The organism is Exilibacterium tricleocarpae, from assembly GCF_007004655.1.
GTDB classification, from domain to species: domain Bacteria; phylum Pseudomonadota; class Gammaproteobacteria; order Pseudomonadales; family Cellvibrionaceae; genus Exilibacterium; species Exilibacterium tricleocarpae.
The window spans coordinates 90,670-103,215 of record NZ_ML660101.1; the positions used below are offsets into that span (position 1 = coordinate 90,670).

Annotated in this window: 12 protein-coding genes, 2 tRNA genes and 1 pseudogene; 5 read left to right on the top strand and 10 right to left on the bottom strand. The window is 57.5% G+C overall.

Going from position 1 to position 12,546, the window contains the following annotated elements:
• Positions 1 to 147 precede the first annotated feature (147 nt).
• Together FKG94_RS20650 and FKG94_RS20655 are read left to right on the top strand one after the other, a co-directional pair.
• Positions 148 to 1,008: a DUF3014 domain-containing protein gene (locus FKG94_RS20650; protein WP_142928842.1), complete on the top strand. Its 861-nt coding sequence runs from the start codon at positions 148 to 150 to the stop codon at positions 1,006 to 1,008.
• A gap of 260 nt (positions 1,009 to 1,268) precedes the next feature.
• Positions 1,269 to 1,703: a DUF4124 domain-containing protein gene (locus FKG94_RS20655; protein WP_179957741.1), complete on the top strand. Its 435-nt coding sequence runs from the start codon at positions 1,269 to 1,271 to the stop codon at positions 1,701 to 1,703.
• A 215-nt stretch (positions 1,704 to 1,918) separates the two neighbouring features.
• On the opposite strand, the gene sigJ is transcribed toward FKG94_RS20655, so the two are convergent.
• From sigJ to FKG94_RS20675, 4 genes are all read right to left on the bottom strand, one after another.
• Positions 1,919 to 2,806: an RNA polymerase sigma factor SigJ gene (gene sigJ / locus FKG94_RS20660; RefSeq protein ID WP_142928844.1), complete on the bottom strand. Its 888-nt coding sequence runs from the start codon at positions 2,804 to 2,806 to the stop codon at positions 1,919 to 1,921.
• Between the two features lies 1 nt (position 2,807).
• A complete protein-coding gene (locus FKG94_RS20665; RefSeq protein ID WP_142928845.1) occupies positions 2,808 to 3,239 on the bottom strand; it encodes a carboxymuconolactone decarboxylase family protein in 432 nt (143 codons plus the stop codon).
• Between the two features lie 80 nt (positions 3,240 to 3,319).
• Positions 3,320 to 4,177 (bottom strand): DJ-1/PfpI family protein, encoded by an 858-nt coding sequence (locus FKG94_RS20670; protein ID WP_142928846.1) that lies wholly within the window; start codon positions 4,175 to 4,177, stop codon positions 3,320 to 3,322.
• Between the two features lie 39 nt (positions 4,178 to 4,216).
• A complete protein-coding gene (locus tag FKG94_RS20675) occupies positions 4,217 to 6,253 on the bottom strand; it encodes a TonB-dependent siderophore receptor (protein WP_179957742.1) in 2,037 nt (678 codons plus the stop codon).
• 421 nt (positions 6,254 to 6,674) lie between these two features.
• On the opposite strand from FKG94_RS20675, the gene FKG94_RS20680 reads away from it, so the two are divergent.
• The gene (locus tag FKG94_RS20680; protein WP_142928848.1) at positions 6,675 to 7,127 is read left to right on the top strand and encodes a helix-turn-helix domain-containing protein; all 453 of its coding nucleotides are present in this window, start codon (positions 6,675 to 6,677) and stop codon (positions 7,125 to 7,127) included.
• A gap of 4 nt (positions 7,128 to 7,131) precedes the next feature.
• A complete protein-coding gene (locus FKG94_RS20685) occupies positions 7,132 to 7,698 on the top strand; it encodes a PIN domain-containing protein (protein WP_142928849.1) in 567 nt (188 codons plus the stop codon).
• 175 nt (positions 7,699 to 7,873) lie between these two features.
• On the opposite strand, the gene FKG94_RS20690 is transcribed toward FKG94_RS20685, so the two are convergent.
• A tRNA-Arg gene (locus FKG94_RS20690) sits at positions 7,874 to 7,950 on the bottom strand.
• A 54-nt stretch (positions 7,951 to 8,004) separates the two neighbouring features.
• Here FKG94_RS20690 and FKG94_RS29605 point away from each other — a divergent pair.
• Positions 8,005 to 8,241 (top strand): annotated as a pseudogene (locus FKG94_RS29605) (Wadjet anti-phage system protein JetD domain-containing protein); the annotation flags it as partial.
• 61 nt (positions 8,242 to 8,302) lie between these two features.
• Here the strand turns inward: FKG94_RS29605 and FKG94_RS20700 are convergent.
• From FKG94_RS20700 to FKG94_RS20720, 5 genes are all read right to left on the bottom strand, one after another.
• Positions 8,303 to 8,379 (bottom strand) — tRNA-Arg (locus FKG94_RS20700).
• Positions 8,380 to 8,667: 288 nt separating this feature from the next.
• Entirely contained in the window at positions 8,668 to 9,717 is a 1,050-nt protein-coding gene (locus FKG94_RS20705; protein WP_142928850.1) for an alpha/beta hydrolase, read from the bottom strand.
• Positions 9,714 to 10,571 (bottom strand): SMP-30/gluconolactonase/LRE family protein, encoded by an 858-nt coding sequence (locus FKG94_RS20710; protein WP_142928851.1) that lies wholly within the window; start codon positions 10,569 to 10,571, stop codon positions 9,714 to 9,716. The genes FKG94_RS20705 and FKG94_RS20710 overlap by 4 nt, the downstream gene beginning before the upstream one ends.
• Positions 10,568 to 11,434: an SDR family NAD(P)-dependent oxidoreductase gene (locus FKG94_RS20715; RefSeq protein WP_142928852.1), complete on the bottom strand. Its 867-nt coding sequence runs from the start codon at positions 11,432 to 11,434 to the stop codon at positions 10,568 to 10,570. Before FKG94_RS20715 ends, FKG94_RS20710 begins: the two co-directional genes overlap by 4 nt.
• A gap of 89 nt (positions 11,435 to 11,523) precedes the next feature.
• A complete protein-coding gene (locus tag FKG94_RS20720; RefSeq protein ID WP_142928853.1) occupies positions 11,524 to 12,402 on the bottom strand; it encodes a LysR family transcriptional regulator in 879 nt (292 codons plus the stop codon).
• Between the last annotated feature and the right edge of the window lie 144 nt (positions 12,403 to 12,546).

Here is a 12,546-nt window from a genome sequence, read left to right on the forward strand (position 1 = left end):
CTGATAAATGGGGAGGGTGGGTTGTTGTGAAGTCGATCCCGGCGCTGACAACGCGGGCAAACTCGTTGTTCCGGTGTCACCTGTAAACTATACAGACTATCCACAGACTAAAAAAGCCATCCATAAACTGTAAAAAGTAGGACTACTATGAACCAATACAACGAAGAGGCGGCACCACCCAGGTTGCCCGGCCCGGCGGTCTACATCGCTGCGGGGATGCTGGTGGTGTTGCTGGTGGGGGTGGGCTTTTACTTCTGGTCCAGCCAGCGTGACCGGGAATCCGAGATCCTCGATACCACTGCGGTAGCGCCGCCGGTGGATACCGCACCCGAGCCGCAAGTCGAGCTTGACTCGCAGCAGGAGACACCGCCGCCGCCCAGCTTTGCCGAGCAGGCCGAAGCCGAGGCGCAGGCGGAACCCCCGGTGGAACTGCCACCGCTAAACAACAGCGACGAGCGGGCGCGGGAATTAGCCGCCGGTCTGTCCCCGAATCTGCCGGACTGGCTGGTGCCCGATGAATTGATTCGCAAATTTGTGCTGGCCGTCAATGTCACCAGTCGCGGTGAGTTATCGCGCAAGTACCCACCCATAGTGCCGCCGAAGCAGGCATTCGTTGCCACCAAGGTTACCGGCAATACCTTTACCATGCCCGCCGCAAGCTACCGGCGCTACGATCCCTATGTAGCGCTACTGGGGGCGATTAACATGCAGGATGTCGCCGTGCTTTACCGCCAGTACTATCCGCTGTTACAGGCGGCGCACGAAGAACTTGCGCAAACCAAGGCGGGTTTCCATGCAACACTGCTGCGGGCGATAGACAATTTGTTGACGGCCCCTGAGATCGACGGTGAACTGCCGCTGGTGAGGACCAGTGTGTTGTATCAGTACGCCGATCCGGATTTGGAAAAACTGCCGGCCACCCACAAATTACTGCTGCGGATGGGTGCGGAGAATACCCGTGAGCTCAAACGCGCACTGCGCGAGTTGAGAACAGCACTGACTCCCTAGGCGCCAAGACTCAAACGCGCATAGCGCAAGCGGAGGAAAGCGCCGGGACTGCAATACAAGCGGCGAAGGCCCTTACACACAGATAAAAAAACCTGTAGCATGGACCGGACATGCAGTCAGGCCCAAGCGCAGGGATGCGGTTGCAAGTGTGGCCCGATTCCCGGCTCCGGTTTTTCAGGCTGTATGGACACACTTTCGGGCGCTTGGCACACAGATGTGTGCCAGAGGTAGCGCCACCCATTCAGACAAGGATGTCTAAAATGCAAAAACTCTCTTTCAGATACCCCTTAACACAGAATATTGCCGCCGGTGTGATTGTTGCGGCAGTGCACCTCGCCTGGTCTGTCGAGGCCGGCGCCGTTATCTACCGTTGGACCGACGCGGACGGCAAACTACACCTGAGCGACGAAAAACCCCGGCACCAGGACTATGGGACGGTAGCGGAAAGTGATTTGCCCCCTGTGCACATGACCCCGGCACCGGTTGTCCGCCCGGCTGAAAAGCCGACGTCCAAGCCGGTAAAGAAGAAAAAAACTGTGCGAAAAAAAACGCTTGACTGCACGCGCTACGAGAAAAAACTGGCCACCATCAAACGCAAACTCTGGTCCGGTTACAAGGAGCCGGGCGGCAATAAATTGCGCGCCCAGCGGCGTGAGTACCGGGCGCTGTTGAGAAACTGCAAAAAGAATTTGTGAGTACCCGGTGCGGGCGCGGCTGCCTCCGGGCGGCGCCCGCTACCTTGACGGTAGGGCAAGTATCCTGCGGTCGGTATTCGGGATCAATCCGGCGCACGGCATCCTCTTGCCCAGGCAATCAGTCTGGCGCTGGGAGGCTTTTGCGCACTGGATAGAATTTTAGACTCATTATCTTCGCGCCAACTGGTTAGTTCGACATCTCGACAATATCCGGGCTAGTGAATCGCGACGGCGTCCAGGCGGGCGAGCTTGTCCGGGTTGCGCACGATATAGATAGCGGTGACCTGGCCAACCGGGTCGTAGGCAAAGGAGATAACGGCGGTAACCGCTTCATCGCGTTTCAGCACGGCGCCGCGGGCGCCGTTGATATCGATCCACTGCCACTGGAGATCGGCCCAGTAGTTGCGCAGACGTTGTGAGACGAAAGCCATAACGCCGGTCTTGCCGTGAATGCTATCGCGTATGGCCGCCACCTTGCCGCCACCGTCGGCGGTGAGCTGTACATCGCTCGCCAGCATGGCACTGAGCCGGCCGGTGCTGCCTTCGGTAATGGCAACTTCAAACGCCGCCAGCAACTCGCTCTGGCGCACCAGTGGTGTCAAATGGCGGGCCTGGTCCCGGCCGATACGGGTTCTGGCCCTGGAGACCAGCTTGCGGCAGGCCGCCTCTTGTATCTCCAGGGTCGCAGCCACTTCGACATAGGGGTGGTCGAATACCTCGTGCAGCAGGTAAGCCGCTCTTTCCTTCGGCGTCAGCCGTTCGAGCATCAGCAGAAAGCCCGTCGTCAGCGACCCGGCAAGGTCCAGCTTGGCTTCCGCTTCGTTGTCGATGGCCGTGTGTATCGGTTCCGGCAGCCAGCTGCCCACATAGTTGACCCGCGCGCGGTGGGTGGCGCGCAGCAGGTCGAGACAGCGGCGGGTGCAGGTGGTGGTCAACCAGGCGCGGGTGTTCTCGACCAGGGTGCGATCGGTGTTGGCCCATTTCAGGAAGGTGTCTTGCACGGCATCCTCGGCGTCCGCCCGTGAACCCAGGATGCGATAGGCCAGGCCCAGCAGATGCGGCCGGGCCTGCTCGAAGCGCTGGGTGTCGTTGGCATCAACCATTTCAGTGCCTCGAAATATTGATACGGTTCCAGAGATTGATCATAGCTACCGTAGCGGTGAGTATACCGATCTCCGGCTCGGAAAAATGGTTCCGCAGGCGCGCCCGCAGTGCGCCCAGATCGACGCCGGCGTCGAGGCTGGTCAGGGCTTCGGTCCAGGCCAGGGCCGCCTGTTCCGGCTCGGTGAAGTCGCCGACCTGATCCCAGACGATGACCCGATCCAGGCGCTCGTCGGTCTCGCCGTCCCGGCGCGCCTCGCGGATATGCATTTTGATACAGAAACCGCAGCGATTGATCTGTGAGGCCCGCAATTGCACCAGGTGATGTATGGTGCGGTCGAAGCCGTGGGTATCCATAGTGTCGTGAATGCCGGCCAGGGACTGGAGGACATCGGGGACTACCTGCTCGTACTTTACTGCTGTAGTGTCACTCATGAGGCGTTTTCCTTTATCTCGTTACATCGAACTTACAATCCAGTGACGATTGGAGAACGCCATTTGTGACCGGAGACTGTTTACAACGGCTCGTTTTTTTCCAACTGTTCGATGATCGGCAGGAATCCCATATCGTACATCTGCGTCATCATTTGCAGTACATCTTTGTCGGTTTTTTCGATACTGCCACCTCTTACAGGCGGTGCGGGATCATACTCCATATCCAGCATGACGCCCTGGGTGTATTTCTCGCCCCATATGTCATTGACGATGGCCAACGACATATCCATGCCGGCGGTGACACCGGCGGATGTCCAGTATTTGCCATCCCGGGTAAAGCGTTCGCCGGTAAAGTCGACGCCATATCTCGTTAACATCTGCTCGGCCCGATACCAGTTGGTCGTTGCCTTGCGGCCTTTGAGCAAGCCTGTCCCGGCGAGAATCCAGCCGCCGCTGCAAACGCTGGCGGTATAGGTGGTCGTTTTGTCGATTTTGCGAATCCAGTCGTGGAGTTCACGGTTGTAGACATTTTTCAGCGTTTCGGCAAAACCACCGGGAATCACCAGGATGTCCAGCGCCTCAACCCGATCGATAGTCGTGTCGGGAACCAGTTCCACTCCTATCACGGTTTTGATATGGCCGGGCTTGGTACTGATGAGTTGGGTTTTAGCGCCCATAATCTGGCCGAGCACATAGCGTGGACCTGTGACATCGAGAATGTTAACGCCGTCGTAAACCAGGATACCGATGGATTTGATGATTGTTTTTGGCGTACCGACAACGGCTTGCATAGCCGCGACGTGGGCATCACGTGGGGCCGGCGGTTGCGAGGCTGACACGTCTTTCGCCTCCGGCACCCCGGCTGCGGTATCGACCGCCAGCGCCAGCATAAATAACAGAACAGGCACTGCCCGAGTGATCAATGAGTGATGTTTCATGTTTGTATCACCTATCTGAGATTGTCTAAAAATAACGATCTAAAATTCAGCACGCACAGATAAATAAGCCGCTCGCGGCTGGCCGGGGCGGACAAATTCGTCATTAAAATACTGGTAGGGGGTGAAATAATCCTCGTCCAATAAATTGACTATCTTCAGAGCCAGACTCACTTGGCTGCCGAGCTGATACTCTGCCTGTAAATCGACCACGGAGTAACTGTCCGACTCCAGTCGATTGGCATCCGTCAACGGCGCCTCGCCGGCATAGGTGACGCCGGCTCCTACCCCAAAGCCTTGCAGAACGCCGTCGACAAAACGGTAGCGGGCGGCAATCCGGCCGCTGGTTTCCGGGACGCGCGCAAGGGAATTGCCAACTTCGAATTGCGCGCCGAAAGATTCGATGGACTTGGTAACTTCCGCATCGGTATAGGCGAGATTGGCCAGCAGTGAAAAGCTTGGATCGGGTTCCCAGATCATATCGACTTCCACCCCCCGGCTTTCCAGTTCGCCGCCTTGAATAGAAAACCCTCGATTGTCGGGATCTGATGTCGGCACGTTGTCCCTGGTGATCTGGTAGGCGGCAAGGGTGCCGGATAAACCGCCAGCGCCGGTATTGAATTTAATACCCAGCTCATAGGCCTCAGAGCCTTCAAGTTGGGGTGGGCGGCTGTTGGCGCCGAAAAACAGAGGCAGCCGCGAGCCGGTGGCGAAGCCGGCGAACAGCGACAACTTGTCAGACAGGCTGTAGGAAACGCCCACTCTAGGGTCCACTTCCCTGAGAGTTTCATCGGCGCTGGGACCGAACCCCTGGTCTTCAACGATCTCATAGTGGCTGTAACGGGCGCTCAGCATAATATGAACCCGCTCGGCCAGGGTGATGTGATCCTGAATATACAGCGCGGCGGTTGCGTATTCGTTATTACCGGTAAAAATACAGCACGCTAAAGCGGGGTCGAAACGCAATGTGTTCTCGCCCGCGGCGTAGTCGAGGGTGCCGACCACATTGCGCGCGGTAAATGAGCCCTCGTACTCAGTCTCATCGAGCGTCATACCTATCAGGAAATTGTGTTCCGCCACACCCCAGGCGAGCTTTGCGGTAACACTGGCATCAACCGTGATTTCTTCAGTATCCACTAACAGACCGCCTGCCGTGTACTCGCCGACGGTTGCGGGTGTACCGGGCGGTGCGCCCGCCGGTGGGCGCAGTACGAGTGGAAGGAGCCAGGTCGCCCACTCGTCGAAGTGGTTGTCAAAATAACGGATGTGGACGTTGCCCGCCCAGGTATCGTTAAAGGTGTGATTCAGGGTGAGATGGACAGATTGATTTTCGATCTCGGTTGGCGGTGCATCCGTTGCGCCGGGAAATTGAAACGCGTCAACGCCGGGCAGGCCGGCAACGGCGCCCGGTAAACCGGTGTACTCCAGTTGCTCAATTTTGGTGTAGAAGCTGCGCAGGATAAGGTCGGTCTTATTGCTCAGTTGCGCAGCGAACGATGGATAAACGGCCACCCGCTCGATATTGCCGTTGTCGATAAAGTCGTCCGACTGCTGCCGCTCGGCGGCAATGCGCAGGCCCATGGTTTCCGTCAGCGGCTGGTTGATATCCAACTGCACCGCGCCGTGGGCGTCGCTGCCTGCCGCGAGCCCGATCTCGTAACGCGCTTCGGGTTTCGGTGTTTTGGTCACCACATTGATCAGACCGCCGACGGGGGCGCCGGTACCGCCGCCGTACAACACCGATGTGGGACCCTTGGCTACTTCGATGCGTTCGACGCCAACCAGGCTCGATGGATCGATGACCGCGGTATCGCCGTAGCCGAGCAGGCCGTCGACAAAGATTTCCGCCTCGAAACCCCGCATCAGTGGGTTGGCGAGCACGGTTTCGGCGGGGTTGTTGGGTACTACACCGGAGACGTTGTAGAGCATCTCGGAGAGGGTTAAACCCTGCTGCTCCCTGATGAGGTCTTCGGTAAGTATCTGTATTGACTGGGATAAATCAATCAGGGGGACATCTGTTTTGGCAACAGTGGCGTGTTCGGCGGCATAGATTGTCGACCTGTCGCCAATGACGGTCATATTTTCGATACGCCAACTGGAGGCATCTTTCTCAGCAGCCGTTAAAGCCGGTGGTAAAACGCCGGTAGATAATACTGACGTTATGAACGTTATGCTTTGCAGATGGCCCATTGGCGTCGCCTCGCCGTGAAAAGGCGCATAAGCTAGCATTAACCCGGTAAGGCGGGAATGCGGTAGATTGCCGCAGCTGTTTTCGAGATGGGAACGTTTACGGGTATGAAGCCCTGGTAAACGGCTTGAACCTTCCTTATTTACATATCAGTATAAGAAAGATCGTTTTAGTGGAAAAAGACATAAAAAGATACATTTTTATAATATATCCTTAGTTTCTATGCTATTTTTGTTTCGTTTATTTCGTTTGTGCTAGTATCCCTCCGTATCCTCCAAGAGCACGAGTAGTCCCTAAACGCTGAGGTCCGCCATGCCCGTTCAAAAAATAGTCCACCTACCTACGCCAGCAGAGGTGGAGCAAGCGAAAGTATCGAGTCGCACCCTCTCAAAGTATACGAATGTCGAGAGGGTCCAACTCTCGCTGCGAGGATGCAACGGTGAGTCCGATGACTTGGTGCTGCCTGGACATGTGTTGCAAATACTTCTGGATGTGCTGTCTGAGATGTCTAAGGGTAATGCCGTCAGCCTAATTCCTCACCATCAAGAGTTGAGTACCCAGGAGGCTGCGAGCCTGTTGAATGTAAGTCGTCCGTTCTTGGTTGGTTTGCTTGAGAAAGGCGAGATTCCTTTTCGGAAAGTGGGTGCTCATAGGAGAGTGCTGCTCAATGATGTACTGGCTTATAAAGAGCGTTGTGATTGCCAACGTGCTGAAGTGCTGGATGAACTGACTGCGTTCTCTCAGGAAAACGACTTGGGGTATTGAGTCAGTGGCGAAGTTTTCGGTAGTTTATGACGCTAATGTATTATATCCCGCTCCGTTGCGGGATTTGCTTATGCGCCTGGCGCTAACCGATTTGTTTAAAGCGCACTGGACCGACGCCATTCACGAAGAGTGGATTGCGGCCCTACTGCGCCAGGGCAAACACACCCGAGAAAAGCTGGAGCATGTTAAAGCGTTGACGGATGCTCATATTCGAGATGCCAAAGTTTATGGTTATGAGGACCTGATAGATAGTTTTAACCTCCCCGACCCTGATGATCACCACGTGTTGGCGGCAGCAATTCGCTGCAGTGCCGATGCAATCGTGACTTTTAATAAAAAGGACTTTCCAGAAGGGACATTATCTCCTTACAGCATTGATATTATTCATCCCGATGATTTTATCTATTATCAAATTGATATGGCGCCTGCAATCTGTTGTAAGGCTATACGCGCTCAACGCCTGGCACTAAAAAATCCGGTAATCGCGGTGGATGATTTTCTTGGAACCCTGCAAAAGCAGCAATTACCCCAAACGGTCTCCAAGCTAAAAGAGTTTGTTGAGTTTCTTTAATCTGGTGCTAAACAAGTGTGTCTCGTGACATTCATACTTTTGTCGGCTCAATCCTTGCGGCGGGCGCACGACTAAATGTCGAAACATAAAAAAGAACGCGGAAAAAGGCTTTAATCACCAAAAACTACCTTACTATTCAAGTGCTTAGGTAATAATTCGGGTCAAAGAAGCAAAATGGCGCACCCGGAGAGATTCGAACTCCCGACCAAGTGGTTCGAAGCCACCTACTCTATCCAGCTGAGCTACGGGTGCGTTGGGGGCGGCCATACTAATAGGTGGGGTGAAGCTGGTCAAGCGCTTCCGCGGGTGGGCGATCGGGAATTGGCGCAGACGCCGCTGCCGGTGGATTATATTATCGCGGTGGAAAACGATAATTGTTTACGCCAGTTGCCGGCGTTGCCCGACACCATTGCCGTTCTGAGTGCGGGACTAAGTCTCAGTTGGATGCAGGCGCCTTGGTTGAGAGAGAAAACCGTTGCGTATTGGGGAGATATGAACACTTGGGGCATGCAAATGCTGGCATGGGCCCGCTCCTGGCAGCCGCAGGTCACGCCGCCAAGCTTTGCTTGGTGGCTGGCAATCCGGACCAGGGGCATTCGCAGAATGGCCCGCCCGAGAGGATTCGAACCTCTGACCTTTGCCTCCGGAGGGCAACGCTCTATCCAGCTGAGCTACGGGCGGGTAGCGGTGAGTTCCAAATGTGTGCCAGCGCCATCCGGCTGCAACAGCAGTGGTCAGCTCTGCCCACTGCCAATGCCCTGCTTACTCGGCCGACACTGAGCCGCAATGATACTTATCTCTACTGCAGGAGTCCATGCTCGCTACAGCTTAAATAACCGCCGCGCAGTCCCACAGCGAAACGCCACAAAGTCCGACAGCAACCGGTCTAATTCTCGGGCACTGCTGACGCCAACTGAGCTGGCTTGCTGCCACTGAGATACCTGCCGAAAAGTCATCCCCCGATATGGATCAACGAGAGAGAAACGCCGTCACGGCCTGAAGGAACGCATCGCGTCCCCTTTCACCGCGGTCGAGGTGCACATGATGTGTCGCGTTAGGGATCGTAATCGCCTCCACCTCGGCGGCGTTGATAAGATGGTTTTGCAGCATGATCATGTCTTCCGGTCGACTCCAGAAGTCGTTCTCGGAACGGATAATCAGAACACGTCCCGTAATAGACGCTGCGTCCCAAAGCTGGCGGCCCAGGGCAAGGTAGAAAGAGTCCTCCATCGCGCCTGAAGGCGCGCGAAAAGAAGGCGGGTTACGGCGCTGCGCGGTAGGGTCCGAAGCGAGCGCGGCTTGCTGGTAGGCCGCGGCGACCTCCGGGTCACGCCATGCAGTCTTATCCTCTACGGGAATTGCGCGATCCCAGGACGGCAGGAGGGAGTCCGCAGTGTTCAGGCGGTAGGTGCCGAAGCGTTCTGTGTTGAAGCGGTTGGGATCGTTGGGGTCGGACATGAAAGTGCCGCGTCCCAGGTGTTCGTGACCTTCATGGGCGCCATAGAGCGCGTTGTAGATAACGACATGATTGACAGCATCCGGGTAGAGGCTTGCGTACATGCCTGCCCAATGCCCGCCTGTGGCCCAGCCGAGCAACGCCACCTCTGACGCGGCTGTCCGTTCCTTCGTCGCCCCCACCACAGCGTGAATATCACGAACCACCTCGTTGGAGTTCACCAGAGGCGCGCCTTGTCGAGCTCCGTCTTGGCCGATACGTGTCGACCCGCCATAGCCGCGCGCATCCATGACAAAGACACGATGCCCGGCTCGCGCCAAGTCGGCGGCGAGTGAACCGCCGTCGACCGGCAGGTCGAACGAGGCCACCCCCGGCACCCGAGCGCCATGGAGGAGGATGACGGGTGGCTTGCCTGCGGCAGCTTGGGCGTCGCTCACCTCGCGGACTTGAAGCTGAATGCCCGGCTCACTTTGGACGTTGAAATCATGACGCTTGATCTCCGCCAGAACAGCACTCATACCAAGTGCCGTAGCAATCGCCGCGACCGAGAGCAATATCTTCATTTTAGGGCTCCTTCATAGTCGAGTTGCAGCAGCGCGCCTGATGCCGGCGCGGCTCCGAGGTCAGCCGCACTCAGGCCAATTCTCGCTGTGGTGACGAACAGATGCCGCCTGTCTTCGGAGAATGCTGAACTTGTGGGCCGCGGAACCGGCAGCCTGATCCTGCGCTCTACCTTGCCGTCTGGGTCTATGCGCAGGATGGCGTAACCGTCGAAGAGGACGCTGAGCAGGAAGCCATCAGCGTCGATGGTCAGGCCGTCCGGCTTTCCTACGGCCGGGTCGATGCTGAAGAACAGTCGCCGGTGACTGAGTTCGCCGGACTCTGGATCGAAATCGTAGGCGTAGATCTCACCCTTGTGCGAATCCGTGAAATAGAAGGTCAGTCCGTCGCGGCTCCATTCGAGGCCATTGGGCAAGTCAAAGCCTTCGTCACAAACATGCCAGGCTCCGTCAGGATCATAGCGGTAGAGAATACCGCTTTCCTTTCGCCGCACAGTGTTCATGAGTCCGGTGAATAGCCGACCTTTGCGATCGTACTTTCCGTCATTGAATCGAAAGCTCGGGCCCGCATGCGGAGCCCGCGCGAAGGCCTCGGCCTTGCCTTCCGGCATCAGCCGGGCGAGATCGCATCCAAGCCCAAGTGTAAGTGCGCCTGATGGATCCTCCGCAAGCGCCCCGACAACTTCCGGAAGGTCCAGTGTCTCGTTACGCCCCGCTGCTGGATCGTAAGCGTGCAGCTTGCGACCCGTGATATCGATCCAGAGCAGCCGTTTGTGTTTCGCACTCCATACCGGGCTCTCCCCGATGGTAGCGTCGATCTCGACCGCTTTGCTAATGTCGGGCGTGACGGTTTTCATCCCCTGGGCTCCGCAACGGCAGGGCCGATGCGATCCCAGCCGGCCGCGACCGCTTCCGGACTGTCGGCCGTCACGGCTCGCAGATCGCGTGGGTAGTCGACGCCCTCCGCTTCGCGCGCCTTCAGCGCATGAAACTGTCCGTTGCTTGCGCGCAGCACCCAGGCGCTGGCGCGGCAGGCCTCCGACACCAGAAAGGCCGCGCCAGGTGCGACCGCATCGCAGCACAGCTCGTCAGGCTCGCCGTCGACGCCCCACATTCGCGTCTTGGCGACCGGAGAGATGGCGTTGACAAGGATGCCGTGGGGCTCGCCTTCGTGTGCGAGTATATTGACGACCCCGATCGTCGCCATCTTGGCCGCGGCATAGGCTGTGAGACCAGCCTGTGCATATTGAGGATAGAGTGCGCGACAGGAGGTGGTCAGAAGAACACGGCCGTAACCCTGCGCTTTCATGGTCGGCCATATCGATTGCGCCAGCCACAGGGGCGTCTCCACACCGAGAGCCATCATCCGGGCCAGAAAATCCGGCTCCAGCTCTTCGATCGTCTGATAGCCGACCCAGCCGGCATTGTGGATGAGGATGTCGAGGCGTCCATGGGTAGACAGGGCGTCCTCGATCAACGCGCCGCAGCCGCTCCGGGTTTCGATCGAGCCACTTGCGGCGCTGGCCTCAAAGCCCTGCGCACGCAGTCGTTCCGCGGCGGCTCTCGCAACGGAGGAGTCGTGACCCGCGCCATTAGTATCGGCGCCGATATCGTGAATGACGACCCGTGCACCACGTTGGGCGAGAAGTTTGGCGTAAGCAAAACCAAGGCCGCGACCGGCCCCGGTCACTATGGCGACGCGATTGTCGAAACGGATCAATTTCATCTCCTCATCAAACTGAGGAGGAGCTTATGCCCTATGTTTTGATCCGTCCAATACCATCTAATAGGCCCTACGATATGCAAAAACTATCGTGAGGCTATTTCTAGAAAGTTCTGTCCAACCGTGCCTGGCGCTTCATCGCGATGACAAAGGAATAGAGTGAAGCTTGAACCCTCGATCGTGAGAGGCCGATAGACAATCTCTCCCGCGCGGAACCCGGTCATACTGGCCGGCACGACCGAGACGCCGATCTCGATAGCGACCAAGGCGAGAACGCCGTGTATCTGGTGGGCCTCTTGGACCACCTGCGGTACGAACCCCTCAGCCGCGCAGAGCTGGACGACCTGGGTGTGGAAACCGCGACCTTCCGCTGCCGGCCACATGACGAAGGGCTCGTCCGCCACGTCGGACAGAGTCACATCCGCCTTGCCCGCAAGCTTATGCGCCGCCGGCAAAGCGATGGCGAAACAATCCTCATCGAATGGGATCATGTTGAGTCCGGCTGCGTCCGGGAGCGGAGGGACGAGCACGGCGACGTCGCTCGTCCCTTCGCGCAACGCCATGACTTGAGCGGCGGTCGTTGCTTCCTTGAGTTCAAGTCGGACATTGGGAAAGCTGCGCCGGAAAGCGCGCACCGTCGTTGCCAGGCGGCCATACATCGCGCTGCCGACATAGCTCACTCGGAGGGTTCCGACCCTCCCGGCCGCCGCATCCCGAGCAGCGGCGACGGCTAAGTCCGCCTGTTCAACAGTCAACCGCGCATGCACGAGCAGAGCCTTTCCGGCAGGCGTCAATCGAATGATTCGGTTGCCGCGTTCCAGCAGTTCGGCGCCGATCTCGTCTTCCAGCCGTCGGACAGTTGCCGTTAGCGGTGGTTGAGACATATTGAGCCGCTTTGCTGCGCGATGGAAATGAAGCTCCTCGGCAACGGCGATGAAATGTCGGAGCTGTCTCAGGTCAATCACTGGTTCCGTCAATCCTTCATCATATCTCTTCACGTTCTATCCAGCTGAGCTGCGGGTGAGTGGCGGTAAGTCGCAACTGCACGCCAGCGCCGTCCGACCGCCCTCGCCGGTCAGCGCTGGACACTGCCAGTGTTAACTTGCCCG

Excerpts from the sequence above, each read along its gene's own strand:
- FKG94_RS20650 (WP_142928842.1), top strand. The coding sequence starts at position 148 with ATGAACCAATACAACGAAGAGGCGGCACCACCCAGGTTGCCCGGCCCG.
- FKG94_RS20655 (WP_179957741.1), top strand. The coding sequence starts at position 1,269 with ATGCAAAAACTCTCTTTCAGATACCCCTTAACACAGAATATTGCCGCC.
- sigJ (WP_142928844.1), bottom strand. The coding sequence starts at position 2,806 with ATGGTTGATGCCAACGACACCCAGCGCTTCGAGCAGGCCCGGCCGCAT.
- FKG94_RS20665 (WP_142928845.1), bottom strand. The coding sequence starts at position 3,239 with ATGAGTGACACTACAGCAGTAAAGTACGAGCAGGTAGTCCCCGATGTC.
- FKG94_RS20670 (WP_142928846.1), bottom strand. The coding sequence starts at position 4,177 with ATGAAACATCACTCATTGATCACTCGGGCAGTGCCTGTTCTGTTATTT.
- FKG94_RS20675 (WP_179957742.1), bottom strand. The coding sequence starts at position 6,253 with ATGACCGTCATTGGCGACAGGTCGACAATCTATGCCGCCGAACACGCC.
- FKG94_RS20680 (WP_142928848.1), top strand. The coding sequence starts at position 6,675 with ATGCCCGTTCAAAAAATAGTCCACCTACCTACGCCAGCAGAGGTGGAG.
- FKG94_RS20705 (WP_142928850.1), bottom strand. The coding sequence starts at position 9,717 with ATGAAGATATTGCTCTCGGTCGCGGCGATTGCTACGGCACTTGGTATG.
- FKG94_RS20710 (WP_142928851.1), bottom strand. The coding sequence starts at position 10,571 with ATGAAAACCGTCACGCCCGACATTAGCAAAGCGGTCGAGATCGACGCT.